The organism is Streptomyces changanensis (assembly GCF_024600715.1).
Taxonomy (GTDB): Bacteria; Actinomycetota; Actinomycetes; order Streptomycetales; family Streptomycetaceae; genus Streptomyces; species Streptomyces changanensis.
The window spans coordinates 178,106-200,115 of record NZ_CP102332.1; the positions used below are offsets into that span (position 1 = coordinate 178,106).

The 22,010-nt window shown below is 74.3% G+C and carries 23 protein-coding genes and 1 pseudogene; 11 read left to right on the forward strand and 13 right to left on the reverse strand.

All coding sequences use genetic code 11. The features are described 5' to 3' along the window. Positions 1-96: 96 nt before the first annotated feature. Positions 97-963 (forward strand): AraC family transcriptional regulator, encoded by an 867-nt coding sequence (locus NRO40_RS00715; protein ID WP_058940013.1) that lies wholly within the window; start codon positions 97-99, stop codon positions 961-963. Between the two features lie 140 nt (positions 964-1,103). On the opposite strand, the gene NRO40_RS00720 is transcribed toward NRO40_RS00715, so the two are convergent. Continuing rightward, on the reverse strand, positions 1,104-1,337 hold the full coding sequence (locus NRO40_RS00720) for a helix-turn-helix domain-containing protein (protein ID WP_058940012.1): 234 nt from the start codon (positions 1,335-1,337) through the stop codon (positions 1,104-1,106). Positions 1,338-1,413: 76 nt separating this feature from the next. Further along, entirely contained in the window at positions 1,414-1,785 is a 372-nt protein-coding gene (locus NRO40_RS00725) for an HGxxPAAW family protein (RefSeq protein ID WP_058940011.1), read from the reverse strand. Between the two features lie 88 nt (positions 1,786-1,873). Here NRO40_RS00725 and NRO40_RS00730 point away from each other — a divergent pair, with 88 nt between their 5' ends. After that, positions 1,874-2,362, forward strand: a complete 489-nt coding sequence (locus tag NRO40_RS00730) for a MarR family transcriptional regulator (protein ID WP_058940010.1) — start codon at positions 1,874-1,876, stop codon at positions 2,360-2,362. A 63-nt stretch (positions 2,363-2,425) separates the two neighbouring features. Here NRO40_RS00730 and NRO40_RS00735 read toward each other — a convergent pair whose 3' ends face one another. The 5 genes from NRO40_RS00735 to NRO40_RS00760 all read right to left on the reverse strand — a co-directional run bounded on the left by NRO40_RS00735 (position 2,426) and on the right by NRO40_RS00760 (position 8,559). Then, a complete protein-coding gene (locus tag NRO40_RS00735) occupies positions 2,426-3,364 on the reverse strand; it encodes an RNA polymerase sigma-70 factor (RefSeq protein ID WP_058940009.1) in 939 nt (312 codons plus the stop codon). Between the two features lie 184 nt (positions 3,365-3,548). Beyond that, entirely contained in the window at positions 3,549-4,025 is a 477-nt protein-coding gene (locus tag NRO40_RS00740) for a carboxymuconolactone decarboxylase family protein (RefSeq protein WP_058940008.1), read from the reverse strand. A 190-nt stretch (positions 4,026-4,215) separates the two neighbouring features. After that, complete coding sequence (locus NRO40_RS00745) at positions 4,216-5,643, reverse strand: aldehyde dehydrogenase family protein (protein WP_079046723.1); 1,428 nt, start codon at positions 5,641-5,643, stop codon at positions 4,216-4,218. A gap of 1 nt (position 5,644) precedes the next feature. After that, positions 5,645-8,119, reverse strand: a complete 2,475-nt coding sequence (locus tag NRO40_RS30495; RefSeq protein ID WP_306674849.1) for an aminotransferase class III-fold pyridoxal phosphate-dependent enzyme — start codon at positions 8,117-8,119, stop codon at positions 5,645-5,647. 224 nt (positions 8,120-8,343) lie between these two features. Beyond that, positions 8,344-8,559, reverse strand: coding sequence for a hypothetical protein (locus tag NRO40_RS00760; RefSeq protein ID WP_058940007.1), 216 nt, complete (start codon positions 8,557-8,559; stop codon positions 8,344-8,346). Positions 8,560-9,087: 528 nt separating this feature from the next. On the opposite strand from NRO40_RS00760, the gene NRO40_RS00765 reads away from it, so the two are divergent. Next, positions 9,088-10,116 (forward strand): hypothetical protein, encoded by a 1,029-nt coding sequence (locus tag NRO40_RS00765; protein ID WP_058940006.1) that lies wholly within the window; start codon positions 9,088-9,090, stop codon positions 10,114-10,116. Positions 10,117-10,436: 320 nt separating this feature from the next. Here the strand turns inward: NRO40_RS00765 and NRO40_RS00770 are convergent, their stop codons facing one another. Both NRO40_RS00770 and NRO40_RS00775 read right to left on the reverse strand, forming a co-directional pair. Then, on the reverse strand, positions 10,437-11,507 hold the full coding sequence (locus NRO40_RS00770) for a right-handed parallel beta-helix repeat-containing protein (protein WP_157901767.1): 1,071 nt from the start codon (positions 11,505-11,507) through the stop codon (positions 10,437-10,439). A gap of 407 nt (positions 11,508-11,914) precedes the next feature. After that, a pseudogene (locus NRO40_RS00775) lies at positions 11,915-13,143 on the reverse strand (PP2C family protein-serine/threonine phosphatase). Between the two features lie 543 nt (positions 13,144-13,686). Here NRO40_RS00775 and NRO40_RS00780 point away from each other — a divergent pair. Next, positions 13,687-14,439: an alpha/beta fold hydrolase gene (locus tag NRO40_RS00780; protein ID WP_058940116.1), complete on the forward strand. Its 753-nt coding sequence runs from the start codon at positions 13,687-13,689 to the stop codon at positions 14,437-14,439. Then, positions 14,436-14,945, forward strand: coding sequence for a hypothetical protein (locus tag NRO40_RS00785; protein WP_058940004.1), 510 nt, complete (start codon positions 14,436-14,438; stop codon positions 14,943-14,945). The genes NRO40_RS00780 and NRO40_RS00785 overlap by 4 nt, the downstream gene beginning before the upstream one ends. 174 nt (positions 14,946-15,119) lie before the next feature. Here the strand turns inward: NRO40_RS00785 and NRO40_RS00790 are convergent, their stop codons facing one another. Beyond that, positions 15,120-15,638: a GNAT family N-acetyltransferase gene (locus NRO40_RS00790; protein ID WP_058940003.1), complete on the reverse strand. Its 519-nt coding sequence runs from the start codon at positions 15,636-15,638 to the stop codon at positions 15,120-15,122. 268 nt (positions 15,639-15,906) lie between these two features. Between NRO40_RS00790 and NRO40_RS00795 the strand changes: the two genes are divergently transcribed. After that, positions 15,907-16,527, forward strand: a complete 621-nt coding sequence (locus tag NRO40_RS00795; RefSeq protein WP_058940002.1) for a tryptophan 2,3-dioxygenase family protein — start codon at positions 15,907-15,909, stop codon at positions 16,525-16,527. Positions 16,528-16,563: 36 nt separating this feature from the next. Here the strand turns inward: NRO40_RS00795 and NRO40_RS00800 are convergent, their stop codons facing one another. Further along, positions 16,564-16,959, reverse strand: a complete 396-nt coding sequence (locus NRO40_RS00800) for a MerR family transcriptional regulator (RefSeq protein ID WP_058940001.1) — start codon at positions 16,957-16,959, stop codon at positions 16,564-16,566. 66 nt (positions 16,960-17,025) lie between these two features. Between NRO40_RS00800 and NRO40_RS00805 the strand changes: the two genes are divergently transcribed. Together NRO40_RS00805 and NRO40_RS00810 are read left to right on the forward strand one after the other, a co-directional pair. Continuing rightward, on the forward strand, positions 17,026-18,165 hold the full coding sequence (locus NRO40_RS00805; protein ID WP_058940000.1) for an alkene reductase: 1,140 nt from the start codon (positions 17,026-17,028) through the stop codon (positions 18,163-18,165). Between the two features lie 75 nt (positions 18,166-18,240). Next, positions 18,241-18,561, forward strand: a complete 321-nt coding sequence (locus NRO40_RS00810) for a hypothetical protein (protein WP_058939999.1) — start codon at positions 18,241-18,243, stop codon at positions 18,559-18,561. Positions 18,562-18,724: 163 nt separating this feature from the next. Here NRO40_RS00810 and NRO40_RS00815 read toward each other — a convergent pair whose 3' ends face one another. Beyond that, complete coding sequence (locus NRO40_RS00815) at positions 18,725-19,177, reverse strand: VOC family protein (RefSeq protein ID WP_058939998.1); 453 nt, start codon at positions 19,175-19,177, stop codon at positions 18,725-18,727. A 625-nt stretch (positions 19,178-19,802) separates the two neighbouring features. On the opposite strand from NRO40_RS00815, the gene NRO40_RS00820 reads away from it, so the two are divergent. The 3 genes from NRO40_RS00820 to NRO40_RS00830 all read left to right on the forward strand — a co-directional run bounded on the left by NRO40_RS00820 (position 19,803) and on the right by NRO40_RS00830 (position 21,447). Then, complete coding sequence (locus tag NRO40_RS00820; RefSeq protein ID WP_232790907.1) at positions 19,803-20,297, forward strand: NUDIX hydrolase; 495 nt, start codon at positions 19,803-19,805, stop codon at positions 20,295-20,297. Continuing rightward, positions 20,276-20,680: a DUF6153 family protein gene (locus tag NRO40_RS00825; RefSeq protein ID WP_058939997.1), complete on the forward strand. Its 405-nt coding sequence runs from the start codon at positions 20,276-20,278 to the stop codon at positions 20,678-20,680. The genes NRO40_RS00820 and NRO40_RS00825 overlap by 22 nt, the downstream gene beginning before the upstream one ends. A gap of 122 nt (positions 20,681-20,802) precedes the next feature. Then, entirely contained in the window at positions 20,803-21,447 is a 645-nt protein-coding gene (locus tag NRO40_RS00830; protein ID WP_058939996.1) for a DUF305 domain-containing protein, read from the forward strand. Between the two features lie 134 nt (positions 21,448-21,581). On the opposite strand, the gene NRO40_RS00835 is transcribed toward NRO40_RS00830, so the two are convergent. After that, positions 21,582-21,941 carry a hypothetical protein gene (locus tag NRO40_RS00835; RefSeq protein ID WP_157901766.1) on the reverse strand — a complete coding sequence of 120 codons (360 nt, stop codon included), beginning with the start codon at positions 21,939-21,941 and terminating at the stop codon, positions 21,582-21,584. Between the last annotated feature and the right edge of the window lie 69 nt (positions 21,942-22,010).

Sequence of the window (22,010 nt, forward strand, 5' to 3'; positions counted from 1 at the left end):
GGTCCCGGCCCCGTCGGGCACAGGGTGCCGCGCTGCCGGGTCCGGTCGGGTGCGCGCCGCCCGGCGTGATGGGCACGAGGAGGAAGGGGACCGCGCGTGCTGGAGCGGCTCAACGAGGTCATGGACCACATCGAGGGCCGTCTCGACCAGTCGATCGACGTGGCCGGCCTGGCGCGCGTCGCGGCCACGTCGGAGTACCACCTGCGCCGGATGTTCTCCGCGCTCGCGGGCATGCCGCTGTCGGAGTACGTCCGACGCCGGCGGCTGACCGTCGCGGGCGCCGAAGTGCTGGCGGGGCGCGGGTCGCTGCTGGAGATCGCGGTGCGGTACGGCTACGGCTCGGGTGAGGCCTTCGCGCGGGCCTTCCGCGCCGTGCACGGCGTGGGGCCCGGCGAGGCCCGGCGCACCGGTGCGGCGCTCGTCTCCCAGTCCCGGTTGACCTTTCGCCTCACCGTCGAGGGGAGCGGCAGCATGCGTTACCGGGTGGTGGACCGGCCGGCGTTCACCGTCGTCGGCCTGAAGGCCCGGGTGCCACTGGTACACGCGGGGCCCAACCAGGCGATCATCGACTTCGTGCGCGGACTCGCGCCGCGCACCCTGAAGCGTCTGGAGGAGCTGTCCGACCAGGAGCCCCGGGGCCTCGTCGCGGTCTGTGACGACCTGGACCCGAGCCGCGCCGAGGGCACCGAGCTCGACTACCACCACGGGGTCGTCACGTCCGCGGCCGCTCCGGCGGGTACGACGTCCCTGGCCGTCCCCGCCGGCACCTGGGCGGTGTTCGGCACGTCCGGTCCGGCACCGGGCGCCATCCAGGAACTGTGGCGGGACGTGTTCACGGAGTGGTTTCCCTCGAACCCGTACCGCAGCCGCCCCGGGCCGGAGATCCTGCGCACCCGGCTGTCGCCGGACGGGGCGGAGGCTGACGCCGAGCTGTGGCTGCCCGTGGAGCGGGAACAGGGGTGAACCGCACGGCCCGTCGGCGGGCCGGGGTGATCCGTCACCGCGCGCCGCGCGGCGCGTGGGCGGTCACGCGGTCACGGGACCGGCCAGGAGCGGCCGCCAGCGCGGCCAGGGTCCGGCGTCAGCCGGTGGGGGCGCCGACGTCAGCCGGTGGGGGCGCCGGCGAGGGTGCCGGGGAGGAGCTCCGTGAGAGGCAGGTCGAGGGCGTCGGCGAGTTCGCGCAACTCCTGCTCCGTGGGGTGGACGGGCCCTTCGGCCCCGTCCTGGACGAAGACCCTGATGCGCGGGGTCCGGATACCGGTGCGGTCCGCGAGCCCTTGCACACTGAGGTGCCGGCGGCGCATCGCTGCTTGGAGGACGTGCGACAGTTCGGCCATTCTCCCCGCCTGCCCCCGGAGGCGGCGTTCACACGGTCAGTGGCCCGCCCGGCCCACCCCGGCGCCGCCGAGGGGTTCACCGGGTGGCGGCGGTGGCCGGCGCGGGCCGGGGCCGGGCGGCACGCGCGGGGACGGGGTCCTCCGCGGGGCGCCGGCCCGCCAGGCGGCAGCCGAGGCAGTCGCGGTGCCCGTGCCGCGCCCCCCGGTCCCGCACGCGCCAGGGCCACTCCTCCGGCGGACGGGGACCGCTCGGCTTCCCCCAGCCGGCGAGGTGCAGCGCCCACGTGACGAGGACCGCCCCGGTCAGGGCACCGGCGCCGATGAGGGCGAGCGGGAGCGACACGGCGACCACGGCGAGGCCGGTGACGCACAGGCCGGCGAGGCCGATCGCCGTACCGGTCCAGCCCGCCACGGTGTGGCCCAGGTCGACGTCCCCGTGTGCGCTCATGGCATGCCCTCCCGGTCCGGAGATACGCTCACCTCGAAGGCGCTTTATCTCGCAAGCTAAGTTACTTAGAGACTAAGGGAATCTTCCGGTGGATGGCAAACGGCGCTCCCCCGCCACGGCGGCACAGGCTCACGCCCAGATGGATCGCCTCGTCGCGTCCGGCATCGTGGCCCAGCACGACATCGCCCAACGGCTGGGGCTGAACGTCACCGACCTCACCTGCCTCGGCTTCGTCCTCGAGGCGGAGGGAGCGGGGGAACCGATCAGCGCCGGCGACCTGGCCCAGCGGGCGAACCTGACGACGGGGGCGATCACCGGCGTCATCAACCGGCTGGAGCGCGCCGGCTACGCCCACCGCCGCAACGACCCCGGCGACCGCAGGCGCGTCCGCGTCGTCGCGGACGCCACCGCGGCGGCACGCGTGTACGAGGTCTACGAGGGCAACCACCGGCGGATCGCGCAGCTGTTCGCCGAGTACACCCCCGAGGAGCTCGCGGTCCTGTCCGACTGGCTCACCCGCGCGACCGACATCCTGCGCGCGTCCCTGCGCGAGGTCCGCGACGGCGGGGCCGGCTGACGGGCCGTCGCCGGGCGGCCCGTCAGCGGCGTGGTCCGACCCCGCGCCGGCGGGCGGATCGGCTCAGCGCGGCTGCCGGCGGGCCCGCTTCACCTCGCGGGAGAGGGCCCAGGCGTCGGCCACCGGGCCCACGTGCCGAAGCTTGTCCGGGTTGAGGACGCAGCGGACGGTCATGATCCGCCCGTCGACCACGTCGAGCACCAGCGTGTTGAGCACCCTGCCGTCCCGGTCCCGGGAGATGACACCCGGCTGGCCGTTGACCTCGCGCGACTCGAACGTCACGCCGGCCCGGGCCATCGCGGGGAAGGCGGAGGCGAGCAGCCGGGCCGTCCTCCCGGCGCCGACGAGGGTCCTCGGCAGCTGGGGGGCCTTGCCCCCGCCGTCCCCCACGAGCCGCACGTCGGCGGCGAGCAGGTCCTGCAACCCGTCCACGTCCCCGTCCTTCAGCGCGACAAGGAACCGCGACGCCAGCTCCCGCCGCTCCCGACGGTCCGCCGTGAACCGGGGCCGCGCGTCCTCCATGTGCCGCCGCGCCCGTACGACCAGTTGTCGGCACGCCGCCTCCGACCGCCCCACCGCCGAGGCGACCTCGTCGTACCCGAAGCCGAAGACCTCCCGCAGCACGAACACCGCCCGCTCCAGAGGGCTGAGGCGTTCCAGCAGGAGGAGCGCCGCCATGGACACGGAGTCGGCCAGTTCCGCCGACCGCGCCGGGTCCTGGTACGGGTCGCTCAGCAGCGGCTCGGGGAACCAGGGGCCCACGTACTGCTCCCGCCGCACCCGTGCGGAACGCAGCACGTCGATCGCGATCCGCGTCACCGTCGCCGACAGGAAGGACTTCGTCGACGTGGGCCGGGTGGCCGCGCCGTCGTAACGCAGCCACGTCTCCTGCACCGCGTCCTCGGCCTCCCCCACCCCGCCCAGGATCCGGTAGGCGATCGAGAACAGCAGCGGCCGCAGCTCCTCGAACTCCTCGACCTTGCTCGCGTGGTTCACGCGCATGCGTCTTTCCTCCCCGCACACCTTCCCACCCGGCCGTACGCGGCGGCGCGGGCGGCTCCCGTCGATCGGCCGGCCGGTACCGGGCCGCGGCGCGGCGCCGGTCCGAGCCGGGCACGGTGCCCGCCGACCGGGCCCGTGCCGCTCGTTCCGGCGCCCCGTCGGTGACCCGGGTGCCGGCGCCCCGTCAGTGGGCCCGGCCGGACTCGTACGTGCCGGTGGCCGGCTGCCTGGTGATGACGTTCATCCGGTTCGCCGCGTTCATGAAGGAGATCAGCAGCACCAGCGTGGCGAGCTGCTCCTCGTCGAAGTGCCGGGCGGCCCGCTCCCACACGGCGTCGCCGACCCCGCCGACCGCGTCGGCGACACGGGTGCCCTCCTCCGCCAGCTCCAGCGCGGCCCGTTCGGCCTCGGTGAAGACGGTGGCCTCCCGCCACGCCGCGACCAGGTGCAGCCGCACCGGCGTCTCGCCGGCGGCGGTGGCGTCCTTGGTGTGCATGTCGATGCAGACGGCGCAGCCGTTGATCTGGCTCACGCGCAGCGCCACCAGCTCCTGCGTCGCGGCCGGCAGCGGCGCCTCCTTGAACACCCTGCCCGCCGACATGAAGTGCTTGAGGACCGTGCCCGACGTCCGGTGGGCGAAGAAGTCCAGTCGCGTGTCCATCGTGTGCTCCCTGCGGTGGCGAAGTGGCTGACACACCCGAGACGACACAGACCGACCGCCTGTGACACGGCCGGCTGTGACCTGAGTCTCACGCACCGAAGGGGGCGTGCCGAGGCCGGCGCCGGGGGTGGAGTCGAGGTCTCCACCCCCGGCGCCGGCCGGGGTGTGCTCCGCTGGGGCCGTGGCCGCGCTACCGCCCCGCCCCCGGTGTCGCGGACGAAGCGGACGCCACCGGCGCGGTGGACGCCGAGGCGGGTGTGAACGTCTTGCAGCGCATCAGGAACTCCCCCAGGTAACCGTCGTGCGGCAGCCCGGGGACCAGCACGTGCGTCGGGTGGTCGCCGACGTGGAGGCTCCGGATGGTCGGCTCGTCGAGCAGCTCCCCCACGAGCTCCGGGTCGGACGTCAGGGCGGTGAGCACCACCGTGTCGCGCAGCGGGGCCACGCCGTCGGCGCGGGTCCACGGCGCGACCCACACGCAGGGGAACGGCATCTCCGCGCGGGTCTGCGGCGCGTCGGCGCGGTCCAGCTGGAACACCGCCGGGCGCAGCACCGCGGAGCCGTCCCCGAGCTCGTCGACGATGGTGTCGCCGCCGAGCCACGCCCTGGCACCGGCGGCCTCGGAGCGCACGTACTTCTCCAGGGTCCGGGCGGCGTCCAGCCGCCGGACCGGCAGCACGGCCCGGTCGTCCTCCGGCGGCAGCGAGGGGAGGGCGGCGAGGCGTTCGGCGATGGCCCGGGCGACCGGCGCGGGGTCCCCTTCGACGAAGACGGCCGTGGCGTTCACGCACGCGGCGCCGGCCTGCCGGCTGATCGAGTCGACGATCGTGTCGAGGTGCCGGGTGACGTCGGTGTCGGCGGTGAGGAGGATCTTGGCGCGTCCCGGTCCGTGCGGCAGCACGCTCGTGCTGCCGCGGTACTTGGCGATGACGTCGTCGCCGCCGTAGACCATGGCGAGGTCGGCGCCGTCGACCAGGTCGTCGGCGACGCCATGGTCGGTGGGCAGCATGACGACGTGGTCCGTGCCGAAGCCCGCCGCGTGCAGGGCGGTGACCAGGCGGTGCGCGGTCAGCGGTTCGCGGCGTGAGGGGCGTACGGCGACGCGGTAGCCCAGTGCCAGCGCCTCCACCCACTGCACGTGGATCCCGGGGTGGTTGCCTGCGGTGACGACGGCGAGGACGTCGGCGCGGCGGATCCACACCGCCGTGCCGGCCCCGTTCGACGTGTCGCGGCTGCCGCGCGGTCGGGCCTGGCCGGCGGAGCCGTACGCGCCGGCCAGGCCCGCGGCGGTGTTCCCGGTGGCTTCCCGCACCAGCGCGACGGGCAGGCCGCTCACGCGGGCGACGGCGTGCTCGTACTCGTCGACGCTCAGGCCGCCGAGGGTGGCGGTGGCGAACAGCCGGCCGGCCTCGGCCAGCGCCGCCGTCCGCTCGTCGGTGGGGAGCGTGCGGGCCCGCTTCAGGGCGGTCAGGCCGCGCCGCACGTACAGCCGCGGCACCATGCTCAGCTCGGCGACCGGTCGGCCGGTGACGTCGGTGACGACCTCCCGCGCCTGCGCCCGGTAGGGCCCGCCGGGGCCGAGGGCGTCGAGGTGGACGACTGCCGGAGAGCCGGGCACGTCAGTACACCCCCTCGATGACGGTGGTGCCGTCGAACGTCGGGACCGGCTTGATGTCGGCGACCGCGTCCCCGCCGAACCCCGCGGTGGGGGGCCTGCGGATCGCGGTGTCCCGTTCGAGGTTGTTCGGTATGAGCATGCTGCGGCTGACGTGGTGCATGACGACCTGGCCGCGTTCACCGTACGGCACGGTCTCCCCGGTGTCCGGGTCGACGACCCGCATGCTGACGAACGGGTATGGCGGGTCGAACGTCGACGGCTCGTCCTCGGCGAGTCCCGCCCGCTCGTACATGCCGCAGCCGACCATGGTGCTGCCGTAGAAGCCGAGCAGCTGCGCCTCGGGGAACACCTCCGTGCGGAACAGGCTGCGGGTGTCGACGTCCATGGAGGCGCCGCCCCAGATGAGGGTGCGGACCTTCCGGTTGACGAGGTCGGCCAGCTCCTCGTCGCCCGCCAGGGCCTCCAGGAGGGGCGGAGTGGTGAAGACGACGCCGACGTCCTGGCTTCGCAGGATCCACCGGACCTGGTCGAGGACGTGCTCCAGGTACCTCTTGGTGTCGTCGTGGCGGCCTTCGGCGACGCATTTCTTCACCCAGCGCGGGTCCAGGTCGACGGTGAGGGGGTGGCCGCCGCGGCGGTGTGCCAGGGTCCGGCCCATGGGGCCGAACATGTGCGGTCCGCTCGGGCCGATCGTCAGCCAGTTGACCCCGCGGGGGACACCGCGGTCGTCCAGGACGCCGCAGTGCCACGCGTTCAGCTGCTCGTGCAGGTCGGGCAGCCAGGCGACGCGCTTGGGCGCGCCGGTCGTGCCGCCGCTCTCGAAGACGTCCAGCGGGATCGGCCCGTCCCCGTACCCGCGCGGCACGAGGTCCTCGGCGCGGACGTCGCGCAGCTCGTCGACGACGTTCGGGAACAGCGCCAGGTCGGCTTCGGTGTGGACGTCCTTGCGCGGGTCGAAGTCGAGGGTCCTGGCCCGCTCCAGCCAGAACCGGGAGCCCGTCTTCGGGTCGAAGTGCCACTCCATGGCGGCGGCCAGCAGGTCCGGCATCGACGGCGGCCGGTCCCACGGCGCGTCGAGCACCGACGGCTCGCGGGTCGGCGCGCCGGATACGCCGGCCTTGCCCCCGGCCGCGCGTGTGCGGGCGGCCCTGGTGGAGTGCTCGGTGAGGACGTCGATGACCGCGGCCGCGACCTGGTCGGCCTCGTCGAGCCCCATCACCAGCGGCGGGCTCAGCAGGACGGTGTTCGGGTTGTTGCGGATGATGATGCCGCTGCGCTCCCGGACCAGGGGCGGTACCCAGTCGGCGGACAGCGGTTCCCCGGTGGCCGGGTCCTGGGCCAGCTCGATGCCGATCATGAGGCCGACCTGCCGTACCTGGCCGACGGTGGGCAGCTCCTCCAGGCGGCGCAGCTGGGTGCCGAGGTGGTCGCCGACCTTCACGGCGGCCCCGAGGAGGCCCTCCCGCTCCATGATGTCGAGGTTCTCCAGGGCGACCGCGCAGCCCGTCGCGTGGCCGCTGTAGGTGTAGCCGCCGATGAACCCCTCGTCGCGGGTGACGACGTCGACGACGTGGTCGGCGACGAGCAGGGCGCCCATCGGGAAGTAGCCGGAGGTCAGCCCCTTGGCCGTGACGAGGAAGTCCGGTGTGACGCCCATCCGTTCGGCGGCGAACCAGTGCCCGGTCCTGCCGAACGCCGTGATGACCTCGTCGAGGATGAGGAGGATCCCGTGCTCGGCGAGGAGTTCACGGACCCGCGGCCAGTAGTCGGCCGGCGGTTCGATGACGCCGGCGACGCCGAGGATCGGCTCGCCGATCATGACGGCGATACGGTGGGCGCCGATCTCCTCGATGGTCTCCCGCAGCTCGCGCAGGCAGAATTCGGTGGGGTCCTCGCCGCCGTACATCTCGGGGTGGAAGGGCATCGGGGGCGTCAGGTGCCGGACGTCGGGCAGCATGGGTCCGAAACCCTGGTGGAACATCGGCATTCCGGTCGCCGCGCCGCCGCCGTAGGTGATTCCGTGGTACCCGAAGTTCCGGGCGAGGACCCAGGTGCGTTCCGGTTCGCCGCGCCGGTGGTGGTAGAGGCGGGCCATGCGCAGCGCGGCGTCGACGGATTCCGCACCGCCGCTGGTGAAGTACACGCGCTCCATCGGGGACGGCGCCAGATCGATGAGGCGTTCGGCCAGTTTGATCGAGGGTTCGTTGGTGAACTCGTGGAAGCTGCTGAAGTATTCCAGTTTCCCCATCTGCCCGGCCGCGGCCTCGATCATCTCGCGCCGTCCGTGGCCCACGTGCGCCAGCATGAGCCCGCCGGTGGCGTCCAGGTACTCGCGGCCGTGCGCGTCGCGTAAGCGACAACCGGAACCCGCCACCATCACGATGCGATCGGTGACGTCACCGGGCAGGTGCGGGTGGATCAACCGGGATCGATCCTTCTTGACCAGGGCGTCTGCTTCTACCAGTGGTCCCGTCATCGCATCCTCACATCGGGAATCGGCCGAATTTTCCATTCCAGGCGTTCTCCGCGTGGATGCTAGTGCGCGGTGGAAGGAAGGGAAACGCTGTTCAAGTGAAGCGGTTCCCGAGGGAATACGGACGGGTGGATTCCCCCGTGCCGCTTCGGATCTCCCGAAGACTACGGCGCGGCGATCGGCGGTGAATTCCGCACGGCGGCGAAAAACACCGATTCCCGATCCGGTCAGGGGGGCGACGGGGCGTTCGGGTCCTCGTCGGCCGTCGGGAGGCGCGCCTGGCCCTGGGCCCAGTCGTCGACCCAACCGCACACCCCGCACGCGTACCGGCCGTTGAGCCCGGACACCTGTGACCCGCACGCCTCGCACATCGTCGTCGTGATCTCCGGCGTGGTCGGCCGCGTCCCGGCCGCTTCACGCTCCGGCTCCCACCTCCTGGCCATCGCCGCTCGACCCTCCCCCCGGCGACGGGGTCACGCGCGACCAGCCGCAGCCCTGCGAGCACGTCCACCGCGGGCCCTGCTGTAACGCCTGCGCACCGCACCGCTGACAGTTCACATCCGTCCTCCGATCGGTCGCCGCCGGTCGCACCCGTCCGGTCCCCTCCAGTCTCACAGCGCGACGGCGTGACGGGGATGCCGCCCGGCGACCGCCACCCTTCCGTGGGAGCCCGCGGCGGGGAGCCGGTGCGGGCGCGCTCCTGTCACGGCGTCCCGGGGTGCGCGCTCCGGCCGGGCTCGCCAGAAATTCCGGTGCGGGCACCGCCGTTGGGGCCCAGTATGTGCGGGGCGACGTCCTCGGCCCGTCACTCTCCCTCCGTCTTGGCAGGAACAGGGCAACCTTTTGCGGGGGGCGCGAGTCTACGGACCGATCACATCTACGAGGAGACCACCATCACCGCCATACGCAAGACCCTCACCGCCACCGCAGTCGTCGGCGCCGTCCTCGCGGGTTCGGCCGCGTGCGGCACGGTGGAGCAGCTGTCCGCGGGACAGAAGCTCGACCGGGCCTTCGAGAAGCTCGACAAGGAGAAGTCGCTCTCCTTCGAGCTGTCCCTGGACACCGACGCGGCGTCGCTGAAGGCGCTGGACGACACGTCGGACCCCGAGCCCGGCGACGAGATCCCGGACGAGGCGGTGGAGCTGCTCCGCGGAGCGAAGGTCAGCGTCACCGTGCAGTCGAAGAAGCCGTTCGGCGAGGCCGGTGAGAAGGACTTCGACGGCATGGCCATGAAGGTCAGCACCCCGGACGGGGACCTCCTGGAGTACCGGGTCGTCGGCGACCACACCTACTTCCGCTCCGACGTGGACACTCTCGGCAAGGCCATGGGCAGCCCCCTGCCGAAGGCGGGGGACCTGCCCCCGGAGGCCGGCGCGCTCAAGAAGGTGCTCGAGGGCGAGTGGGTGAAGATCGACAACAAGAAGATGGAGGAGCTCGCGGCCGAGAAGGGCGGGGAGCCCGGTGCGAAGCCCTCGCCGGAGCCCAGCCTCGACGCCGCGACACAGAAGAAGCTCGTGGAGGCCCTGCGCGAGGTCGTCGCGCGCGAGGTCGACTTCGCGACGGCCGGAGGCGAGGGCGGCACCGAGCACATCACCGCCACGGCCCCCTTCCGCACGCTGATCACCGAGATGATCGGCGAGATCCGCCCGCTGGCGAAGGACCTCCCGCCGGGTGTGGAACTGCCGACGGACAAGGACCTGAAGGACGCCCCGAACACCAAGGTGACGGCGGACTTCACGCTGAAGAACGGTGAGCTGACCGAGGTCCGCGTCGACCTCGCCAAGCTCGCCGAGAACGCCAAGGTCAAGAAGCTCGGCCTCGTGGTGCGGATGAGCGGGGGCGTCAAGCCCACCGCCCCGACCGGCGCCACGGAGCTGGACATCGAGGAGCTCATGGAGAACCTCTTCGCCGGCCCGGGGATGGGCGCGGAAGGGCCCACCGGGAGCGAGTTCCCCGAGGAAGGCTTCGCGGACGAGGGGTTCGTCGAGGAGACCGCGTAACCCTCCGCGCGAGGCCCGCGCCACGAGAACGCGGGCCCGCTAGGGGCTCGGCCGCCCGGCCGCCCGCGGCGGCGGGGCGGCCGGGCCGGCGGGGCGTACGGCGGCTGACGACGCCGGGCCCGCCCGGTCCCGGGCGGGGCCGGCGGCACGCCTTGCCCGGCAGTAGGCGGCCCGGCAGTACACCGGCCCGGCCGCTGCCATCACGAGCGCGCCCGGTCAGGTCGGCTGCGCCAGGTCACGTCGGCCCGGTCAGGTCACGTCGCCCCGGCCCGGCAGCTTCGGGCCGGCCCACGGTCACGGGTCGTGGGCGGCCCGGCGGCTCACCGGCTGACGCCGCAGCCGTCGTCGGAGACCGTGTTGCCGCCGAGGTCGACGAATTTGGCGAGTACGGCACGGCAGTCGTCCGGGCCCGCCAGGCTGGTGTTGCCGGTGACGGTGCTGTTCTTCAACCGGACGCTGCCGGGGCCGACGGGCACGGGCGGGCCGGGCACGTAGGCGAGAGTGATGTTGACGCCGCCGCCGCCCTTGTCGGCGTGGTTGCCGGTCACCTTGGTGTCCACGAGCGTGACGTCCCGGATGCCCCGCACGTCGATGCCGCCGCCGTAACCGGCCAGCTCACCGGGGCGGGTGGGGTCGTGGGGGTCGACGACGCGGTTGCCGGTGATGGTGGACCGCTCGACCAGCCCCGCCGAGTCGAACCGGATGCCGCCGGCCTCGCCGGCCTCGTTGTGGTCCACGAGGCTGTCGCGCAGGGCGAAGGAGCTCAGCGGGATGTTCTGGACCGCGCCGCCGATCCTCCCGGTGTTCCGGGTGAGGTGAACGCGCTCCATCGTCAGGTCGGACGAGTTCAGCACCGCGCCGCCGCCGTAGTAGTTGTAGAGGGACGCCGTGGGTTCCGAACGGCCCCCGGTGATGGTGAGGTCCGAGATCGTCGACGGCCGCATCACGGTGAACACCCGGTCGATGCCGTGGCCGTCGATGACCGTCCTGCCCGCTCCGGCCCCGGTGATCGTGGTGGGCGCGAAGACCTTCAGGTTGCCGTGTGCCGTGTCGGCCAGCGTGTAGTCGGTGAAGGCCCGTCCGAGGAGGGGCGGGATGGCGAGGTCGTACCGGCCTGCCGGGAGCACGATCGTCGAGCCCGGGTGCGCGTTGGCCTCCATGATCGCCGCGCGCAGCGTGCAACCACCCTTCGTCGACAGGCACTTGCCGTCGGAGCGCGACGCGTCGGGCGCGTCGGTACGGCTGTCGACCACGATCCGCTGGGCCTGTGCCGTCTGCGCGTGCGCCGTGCCCTGGCCGGGCACCAGGGCCGCGGCGAGACCCAGGACCGCGCCGGCCACGGCCGTCGCGCGGACCGTCGTCTGTGCTGATGTCCCCTTGGTTTTGATCATGGGGCAGGACGTTATCCCCGAAAGCTACCGACAAGTAGGACGAAGATCACGGAATGGGTTTTTGGCTGCATACCGGCGCAAAACCACTCCAGACCCGCCCCGTTCCCGGCTCCGCCTTCCCCTCCCCCGCGCCCCCACACCCCGACGGACGCGAACGCGGCGGGCGAATCCCCCGGTGACGCGCGCCGGCGCCGCCGGGTCGACGGGCGCGTACCCGCTCCGGCGTACCGGCACGAGCGGGACACTCCGGCCGAGAAGGCCGTCTTGCCGAACGCCGGAGGAACCACCATCTGGAGCGGGTCTTCGACGGCGCCCGCTGAGCCACTTCGCCGCGATCTGCGTGCCCACGTGCCGCCGCTCCCCCGCGCCGCCACGCCCCGGGTCGGGACGAGCCGGACCCCGGGGCACTACCCCCGACGGTGCGGGGAGCCGGCGTCGCCGGAACCCTCCGAGCCGACGGAACCCTGCGGGCGGCGGGAGGCGTGGGGGCCGTGGGAGGAGAGACCGGTCAGGTCGGCCGCCTTGTGGGCCGGCTCCAGCCGCGGGCCGATCCACTCGCACAGCAGGACGGTGGCGTCGTCCTGGAGGTGGCCGTCATGGTAGGCGAGCACGGCGTGGACGAGCCGGCGCAGCGTCTCGGGGACGGGCAGGCCGTCGGCGTGGTGGCGGATGAGGAAGTCGGTGAAGCGTTCCAGGCCGAACTCCGGGCCGCCGGGCCTGCGGGCCTCGGTGATGCCGTCGGTGTAGAGCACGATGCGGTCGCCGGGCTGCAGCTGCTCCCGGCACTCGGTGCTGGGCAGGCCGAGGTCGGTGCCCATGGGGTGTGCCGGCGGGCAGGCGAGGTTCGTGGTCCAGCGGTTGTCGCGGATGACGATCGGCGGGTGGTGGCCGCGGTTGACCCACCGCAGCAGGCCGGTACGGGTGTCGAGGGTGGCCAGGATGCCGGTGACGTACCGTCGGCGGTCGTACTGCTCGATGAGCGCGGCCTCGACGGCCTCGGCCCTGCCGACGAGGTCGGCGCCCTGGCGGCGGGCGTTGCGGCACGCGCCGAGCGCCAGCGTCCCGGACAGGCCGGCGGCGGTGTCGTGCGGTACGCGGGCTCCAGGGACGCCGCGATCGCCACCCGCCCGTCCGCGTACGTGCGGGGCGGCAGCAGGTTCCACTGCATCTCCGCGGCGACGCTCATGGGTTCGACACGCACCAGCTTGGCGAGCGCGTCGCTGGTCCCGCGCTTGCTGACGAGGATCAACGCGATGAGCCCGGCCAGCGCCTCCATGTCGTCACGGACGTCCGGGCCGTCGCGTTCGGCGCTCACCCGGAGCAGGCCGATGCGCTCGGTGCCGTCCAGAAGCGGCACCCACCACTCGCACCCGCCGTCGGCGGCCGGTGCGGCCGGCAGGACGTCGCTGTACTGGTAGGCCCGTCCCGCGGCGGTCCCCTCGACCGGCACCATCGCCTCGTACGGCGGGTCCGCTTGCTCCTCCTCGCCGGTGAGCAGGCACAACATGGTGCGCTGCACGTCGGCCAGGTAGATCGCCACCCGGTGGAAGCCGGCGGCGCGGGCGACCTCGGACGCCTTGACCGGCAGCAGCTCGACGGGCATCAGATGGCTGGCGGCCAGCAGGTCCGCGAGCATGAGCCGTCCGCCCTCGCTGCTCCCTCGCCCCACCCGGGCACCTCCGGTCGTCCTCGCCGTCCGCCCCGGGACGGCTGCTTTCCGTCGTGCGGCCCCGTGGACGGGCCCGGTGTACGTGGCACCCGATCCGCCTCCCCACCTCCCGCTGGACCATTACCCCCTCGGGAAGGTCTCATCGCCCCGGGCTCCGCCGTCCGCGCGGCTCCGCCGTCCGCGCGGGTGCCCGCCCCGGCCGGACGGACGGCAGGGGCGCACGCCCCCCGCCGCACGCTCCCCGGGCCGTCCACGGCGTCGACGGGTCCGCAGGGGCTGACCGCGTGCGGCGCGTCGGGCGGGGCTTCGGAACGGCTGCGGCGGCGGAGCCAGGGGCGCCGCAGCGGGTGCGCCGGCGGAGGGCGGGTGCGCCGGCGGAGGCGGGTGTGCCGGAGCGGCCCCGAGGGCAGGGGCGGGTGATGGTGGGCGGCCCATCGGGGCAGGTGGGACACCATGGACGACACACGGCACCTCCCCGTCTCCGGCCTCCGCGGACGCGATGGTGGTCGCATGGGACAGACGACGACCCCCGGCATCTTCACCCGCCGGTTCGGGCCCCCGCCGCGCGACGACGTTCCGGTCGTGGTGCTGGTGCACGGGCTCGGGCTGTCGGGCCGGTACTTCGTGCCGCTCGCGCGACGGCTGGCGGCGGGCGGGGCGAGCGTGCTCGTACCGGACCTGCCGGGCAACGCACGGTCACGGTCCGCCGTACGCCGCATGCCGGACGTCGGTGCGCTCGCCGAGGCGGTCGGCGACTGGCACCGGGGGCTGTCCCTGGGGCCGTGCACGTTCGTCGCCAACTCGGTCGGCTGCCAGGTCGTCGCGGCCTTCGCCGCCCGCCACCCCCGCCGGGTGGACCGGGCGGTGATGGTCGGCCCCGCGCTCGAACCGGGGGCGTCCGGCTGGCGCCAGGCGGGGCGGCTCCTCGCGGACGCGCCCCGCGAGCCGCTCCCGCTGCTCGCCGTGGCGACGGCCGACTACCTGCTGACGGGCCCGCTGCGCTTCGCCGCGTCGTTCCGGCACGCCCTGCGGGACGCGGCCACGTCGTTCGAGGGGAACCTCGCCCGGGTCCGGGCGCCGACGCTCGTGGTACGGGGTGCGCGTGACCCCCTCGCCTCCGGCGCCTGGGTACGGCGGGTGGCGCGCACGGTCGTCGACGGGCACCTCGCCGAGGTGCGGAACGCCGCGCACGCGGCCCACTACAGCGCGCCGGACGCCATGGCCGCGCTGATCAGGACGTTCGTGACAGGAGGACGCGCGTGAAGCCGTCGAAGACCACCACCCGCACGCCCAGGTCCGAGGAGGACGGCGGCAAGCCCTCGCCGTGGCTGCGCGTCCTGCCCGGTGTCTCACCGGAGCGGCGCGGACTGGTGCTGGCCTGGTGGGGGTTCGCCCTCACCTTCGGCGGTATGCGTCTGCTCACCTGGCTCATCCACATCGACGTGGCCGGCATGGGTGACGTCCAGGCCGGCGGGGTCCACCTCCACCACTACGTGTGGGGCATCCTGCTGCTCGCGGCCGTCGGTGTGGCGGGCCTGGTCCAGCGCTCCGCCCGGGCACGCGCGTGGATGGGCCTGGCCTACGGGGTCGGCCTGGCGCTGGTGGTGGACGAGGCCGCGCTGCTGATCAGCTTGGAGGACGTGTACTGGGACACCGAGGGCGGCGTCAGCATCGCCCTGGCCATCGGGGTGATCGCCGTCGCGGGCGGCGTCCTGGCGGTCACGCGGGACCGCGGCTCCTCGGCGGCGCGTCACCGGGACGACGGCTGAGGGCGACGGCTGAGGGCGAGGAGCGGTGCGCGGCGGCGGGCGCGGAAGGCACCGCGGGACGGCGGACGCGCGCGGAAGGCACGGCGGGCACCCGCGGGACGGCGGACGCGCGCCGGAGGGCGGATACCGCGCGGGAGGAGCGGCGCCGGGTGGGGGCGGCGCCTCCGGTGCCGGTCAGGGATGGCGGACGAGCTCCGCCGCCAGGAGGTCCATCAGCAGCCCGTCGTGCCAGGTGCCGTCGGCGCCGCGTTCGTACTGCCGCATGACCCCCACCGGCCGGAAGCCGACCTTGGTGTAGCAGCGGATCGCCGCGGCGTTGTCGGCCGCCGGGTCGATGACGAGCCGGTGGTAGCCAAGGACGTCGACGAGGTGGCGGGCGAGGGTCCGTACGGCGTCGGTGCCCAGCCCCCCGCCGTGCGCGGCGGGGTCGAGGAAGAGGTCGATGCCGGCGTGCCGGTAGTCCGGCTCGTCCTCGGCGTACCACTGGATCATGCCGACGATCCGGTCCCGGTGCTCGACGGTCAGCCACCGGTTGTCGGGGTCGTCGAACTCCCGCGCCATCTCCGCCCCCAGGTCGTCCCCTCCCCTCCACCGGGCGCGCACCTCGGGTGTCGCCCGGATGGCCGCCAGGGCGGGGATGTCCTCGCGGACGGTGGGGCGCAGGACGACGGAGGCGCCACGCAACACGGTCATGGGCGGGAACGGTACGCCAACGGGCAGGCCCGCGCCCCTGGAATTCCCCGCGGCGGGGCAGCGGCGCGGCGCGTTCCGGGCAGCGGCGCGGCGCGTTCCGGGCAGCGCGGGGGCGTGGCGCGTCGCGCGCGGCAGGACAGGGGCGCGTTCCGCCGGTCGGTGCAGCGCCGACAGGCCCGGAGGTGATTTCCGCCCCGCTTCCGGTAACAGTGCCAGGAGGCGCCGGCCGCCTTCCCCCACTCCCGGACGAACTGCGACGGAGCGCGATGTGGAAACACCCTACGAGCGCTATCTGCGCCTTCCCGCGCTGCTGTCCCTCCAGCAGCCTCGGACCTCCCGGGACGACACGGCGCGCTGGCCGGACGAGCGTCTCTTCATCGTCGTCCACCAGTCGGCCGAGCTGCTCGTCGGCCAGGCGCTGGTGGACCTCGGCACCGCCCTGGAGCACACAGAGGCGGGTCGGGTGCGGCCGGCCTGTACGTCGCTGCGGCGCGTGACGGCCCTGGTCGAAGCCCTCGACCAGCACCTGGTCCTGCTCGACCACCTGGATCCGGCCGGCTTCGGCGCTTTCCGTCCGCTCCTGGAGGAGGCGAGCGGGTCGCAGTCACCCCAGTTCGCCGCGTTGTTCGACCTGGTCGACGAACACGGCCACTTCGGGCGTACGACGGACACCGGGGGCGCGGCCGGCACGCCACCCGTCCGCGGCGAGGAGCAGGAGGAACCGGCCCCGTCCTGGCGGGCCCTCCACAACGCGGTCACGCGCTGGCGCGTCCGGCACCTCTTGATGGTGGAGCGCATGATCGGCGACGGGGCCGGCACCGGGGGCACCACGGGGCTGGAGTACCTGCGTTCCCGGATCCACCTGCCACCGCACCGCCCCCCGGTCTGACGGGCGTCCGGGGAGCGGCGGAGGTGGGAGGGAGGCTCAGGACGCCCGGGCCCCGCGGTCCGCTGCGGCGCCCCGGTCGCCGGACGCCGCCTCGATGACCTCGTCCAGGACGCCGCGCGTGAGGGCCAGGTCGGCCATCATGCGGTCGATCCGCTCACGTTCGGCGAGCAGCTCGCCGACCAGGCGCGAGGTGGCGGACGCGTTGGGTCCGCCGTCCGCGTCGCGCATGCAGGGGAGCAACTGGGCGATCTTCCTGCTGTTCAGGCCCGCCGCGTACAGTGCCTGGATCCGGACGACGCGGTCGACGGCCCACGCGCCGAACTCCCGGTGCCCGCCCGGGGTCCGCTCGCTCCGCAGGAGCCCCTGCTGCTCGTAGTAGCGCAGGGAGCGCTCGCTCACCCCGCTGCGCCGGGCCAGTTCACCGATCCTCATGCCTCACCCCACGCCGCCCGACGGGCACTTGAACCTGACACCGATGTCAGTTCCTACGGTACCGGCATGACGCAGACACCCCGCATCCCGCAGCTCCTCGAACCCGCCCGCCTCGGCCCGCTCCACCTGCCGAACCGTCTCGTGATGGCGCCTCTGACCCGCAACCGCGCGGGGGCGGACGGCGTCCCGCAGCCGCTCATGGCCACCTACTACGCACAGCGCGCCTCCGCCGGACTGATCATCGCCGAGGCCGCGACACCGAACGCCGTCGGGCAGACGTACCCGAACATCCCGGCGATCCACAGCCAGGCGCACGTCGACGGGTGGCGGCGGGTCACACGGGCCGTGCGGGCGGCGGGCGGCCGGATGTTCCTGCAGCTCCAGCACGGGGGCCGGGTCGGGCACCCGGACACCAGCGGCCTCACTCCCCTCGCCCCCTCCCCCGTGCCGCTGCCGGAAACCCTCCACACGCCCTCCGGGCGCCGGCCCGCCGTCGTACCGCGCGAGATGACGACCCGGGACATCCGGTCCACCGTCGCCGACTTCGCGTCGGCCGCCCGCAACGCCGTCGACGCCGGCTTCGAGGGCGTCGAGGTGCACGCCGCCAACGGGCATCTCCTGCACCAGTTCCTGGCCGGGAACACCAACCGGCGCGGCGACGCGTACGGCGGCCCGGTTGCCCACCGGATCCGGTTCGTCGTCGAGGTGGTGCGGGCCGTCACCGACGCGATCGGACCGGATCGGGTCGGACTGCGCGTCTCCCCCGGCAACACCGTGAACGGCGTACGGGAGGACGACACCGACAGCATCTACCCGGCGCTCGTCGAAGCCCTGGCGGACAGCGGACCGGCCTACCTGCACGTCGTGGCCGCCGATTCGGACCAGCCGCTCTTCCGCACGCTCCGCGACGGCTGGCCGGGCACGCTGATCGCCAACCCGGCCCTCGGGTGGGGAACGCCGCTCCCCGCCGATGGCGGCCGGCGGGCGGGCGAACGGCTGCTGGCCGCCGGCGCGGACCTGATCGCCCTCGGCCGCGCGTTCATCGCCAACCCCGACCTGGTCGAGCGGATACGCCTCGGCGCTCCGCTCAATCCGGTGCGCGAGGCGTACCAGATGTACACGGGAGGGGAGACCGGGTACACCGACTACCCCTTCCTGGCCCCCGACCACGCCGGCAGCGGGTCCCCGGAGCCGGTGGGCCGGTGAGCCGGTGGCAGGCCGGTGAGGGAGACGGCGGCGGCCGCCACTCGGCCCGCCGCGCCGCCGGGGCAGGATGGGCGCATGCGCCATGACGAGGCGGCGGGTTTCGCCCTGCCGCGAGGAGCGACCGGCTTCTTCCGCCCGGAGGACGGCCCGCTCCCCCGGACCGGCCTCCGCGCCTTCCGCACCGCACCCCACGCCGCCGCCCGCAACCAGTTCGTGACCCCACCCGCGTGGGCCCGGGCCTTCTCCGACGCGGGTCTCGTCCTCCTCACGCGCGAACGGCTGACCACGCCACTTACGGACGCGGACACATCGGTGCTGACCAAGGCGGAACGGCGGCAGGTCCACTGCCACGGCGTGGACACGCTGGGCGGGGTGCTCTTCAACGCCTGGGCCTGACAGGTGACGTCCGCCGAGCCCCCCCCCGACGCCGGGCGGGCGGGACGCACCGCCGGTCGCGGTCACGCGGGAAGGTATCCCGGCCACCGGGGCGGCAGGTCGCCCGGGCCGTGCACCACGTGCGCCACACGGGTGACCGGGTGAGCGCGCCGGAGTCTCGGGGTCAGGTCGCGCAGAACTCGTTGCCCTCCGGGTCCTGCATGACCCACCAGTGGCCGGCGGGCCCCTTGTCCACCTCGCGGACCCGAATCGCTCCCAGGGTCTCCAACCTCGTCACCAGGTCGTCGAGGCCGCCGGGCCCGCCGTGGACGTCCAGGTGCAGTCGATTCTTGGCGGACTTGGGCTCGGGCACGTCCTGGAAGAGGAGCCGCCGGCCGTGGCCGACGCCGCTGGTCGCGTCGTAGGGGTCCTCGGGGTGACGGATCGCGGCGTACCCGCGGAAGGTCTTGCGGCCGCGGTGCTCGACGACCGCGCCTTCCGGGAGGTGGCCGGCGGCCAGCAGCTGCTCGACCAGAGGAGTGGGGTCCTCCACCTCGTACTCCAGTGCCGCGGCCCAGAAGTCGGCGAGGGCGGGCGCGTTCGTGCTGTCGATGACGAGCTTCCAGTGCAAGGGCATGTGCCCATCTGACGTGCCGTCCGGGGTCCCGCGCAACCCGGCTTTCCAAACCGACGGCCGCGAGAGCTCCGCCCTGTACCCACATGGTCCGGCACCTACCAGCGCCGCGGCGGCCGGCAGTTTGGCCGGTGGTGCCGGTGTGACGCCCGGTGTGACGCCCGGCCGCACGGTCGCCCCGGGCGACGCACTCCGGCAGGAGGCGCATCTCGTCGGGCGTCCGGTCGAGGACGTGGACGGCCGGTTTCGCCACGTCCTCGGAGGAAGCGCCGGCCCCGGCCCGGGCGGTGGCGGCGTCGGGGGGGCACTGCCCGGCCCGTGCGGCGAGGCCGCCCGCCTCCGCTTGCCTCCTGACGGGTCGATCTTGGTCGGGTCACGGTGCCGGAGCCGGCGTGGTGCTGGCGCGAGGCGGGGCGGGGGCGGGCGTGGGGCGGGCGCGGGGCAAGGCGGGCGCGGGGCAGGGCGGGACGGGGCAGGGCGGGACGGGGAGGACGGGGAACAGTGGACACGGATGTGCGGACACAGGACTCGGCGTACGCGGTCGCCGTGGACGACGACCGGTTGCTGCCGGCCCGCCTGTCGGACGCGTCCCCGGTGTTCGCCCCCGGGCTCTGGCACCTCCCGGGCGGTGGCATCGACCCCGGGCGAGCAGCCCGTGGAGGCCCTGGCCCGCGAACTCCGGGAGGAGACCGGCCTGGAGCTCCCCTCCGCCCATCTGCTCGACGCACGGAGCTACGGCGTGCGGCGGCACGGTGTGAGCTGGCACCTCACGGCGCTCTTCCACGCCGTCGACCTCCCGGGCGGGGCACCGGTCGTGACCGAGACCGACGGCTCCACCGACGCGGCCGTGTGGGTACCGCCGGCGGACCTGCGGACGTCGACGCTGTCGCCGGCGGCCGCATGCTCGGGAGCCGGTCCGGTCGCCACGGGTGACGGTGCCGGCTGCTCCCGCCGCTTCGGCCCCCTGCGCGCGCCCGACGAGTTCGACGAGTCGGACGAACCGGGCGACGGGCCGGACCCCGGCGGGTCCGCCGACGACCGCGCCGGCCGGGCCCCCGCCACCGGCACGGTTCGTCGTCAGCGCCCGCGTACGATGGCGCCATGGCGAGCACGCGCACCGTGACCAGCAGGCACCCCGTCGGGTGCCTGCTGTCGTCGCTGGTGCTCGCTGTGCTGGCCGGTGTGCTGGGCATGCACGGCCTGGTGCCCGGATCGATGCCCGTGGCGGCCGCCCACACCGGTCACCACACGGCGCCGGCCACGGCGGCGGAGGTGCCCCGGCTGGTCGGTGACTGCTCGCACTCCGACGGCGGGGCGGGCCACGTGGCCCACGCCGACGGGACGTGCGCGGCGGCCGGTACCGGCTCCGCCTACACGCCGCCCGCGCTCACCGCCACCGTGTCAGCGGTCCCCACCGCCGTGGCACCCGGGGACGGCCTTCGGGCCTCGACGGCGAGCGGCAGGGGCCCTCCCGACCTGTCCGAGCTGCAACTCCTGCGGATATAGACCGACGCGCCGCACGCGCGCCCTCCGGCACCGGCCGGTGGAGCGCCGTGCCCCGGTACGTACGTCTTCCGTCCGTGACACCCCGCGCGGCGCGCGTCGCCGCGTGCGAAGGAGCAGCACCCATGAACAGCAGGAGTTCCCTCCACCGCCGTACCGCCGCCGCCCTGACCGCGGGCGCGGCCGCGCTCGCCCTCGCCGCTTGCGGCGGGAGCGGCAGCGGATCGACCGGGCACGACGAGCACGGCGCGACCCCCTCGTCGGCCTCCTCCGCCCCGGCGTCCGGGCCTGCGTCGCAGGACCGGCACAACGCCGCGGACGTCGCCTTCGCACAGGGCATGATCCCCCACCACCGGCAGGCGGTGCAGATGGCGGACCTGGCGCCGTCGAGGGCCGCGTCTCCCGAGGTGAGGAAGCTCGCCGAGGACATCAAGAAGGCGCAGGACCCGGAGATCAGGACGCTCTCCGAGTGGCTCGTCTCCTGGGGCGAGACGGTGCCCGTCGAGGGCTCCGCGGACCACTCCCACCACGCGGGCATGGAGGGCATGATGAGCGCCGAGGACATGGCCGCACTGGGCAAGTCCTCGGGGAAGGCCTTCGACACCGCCTTCCTGGAGATGATGATCAGGCACCACGAGGGGGCCGTCACCATGGCCAAGGCCGAGCGGGACCGGGGCGCGTACCCGGCGGCCACGAAGATGGCCGACGCGATCGCGGCCTCGCAGAGCGCCGAGATCGCGGAGATGAAGAGGCTGCTGGCCCGCGACTGAGCGGGGAGCGAGCCGGGCGGCGGGGCCGGGCGCGGTGCCCGGCCCCGCCGCGGGCCGGGGCGTCCCGTCGGGCCGGTCGCGGCGACGTGCCGTCACGTCGGCCGGCCACCGGGCGCCTCGCCGCCGGCGGGCCGTCAGCGGCGCGGCCGCGTGCTCTCGGGCCCGAGCTGTCCGTCGAGGTACTCGATCAGCCGCGTCTCGCTCCGCTCCAGCCGCTCCCGCCGCTCGGCGGGCAGCGGGGCGAGGACGTCGACCAGGACCTGGTCCCGGGGGACGTGCGCCATGGCGCCCGAGTAGACCCGGCAGCGGGAGCACCAGGCGAGGGCGACGCACCGTTCGAACGCGGGGGATGCGGGCGGGTGGAAGCGGTGGCGGTACGAGCGGACGGCCGTCCCGCAGGTCGCGCAGATCCGCCGGTCGCCGTCCGGAACGGTCTCCCAGGTCCCGGACTTGCGCCATCGAGGGCGCCCCTCCGGTGCTCTCCACATCGTCACACCGGGCATGGTCGCGGACGCGGTACCGTCCCGGCAACCCACCACTCCCCGCGCCTACGCCGGTCGCGC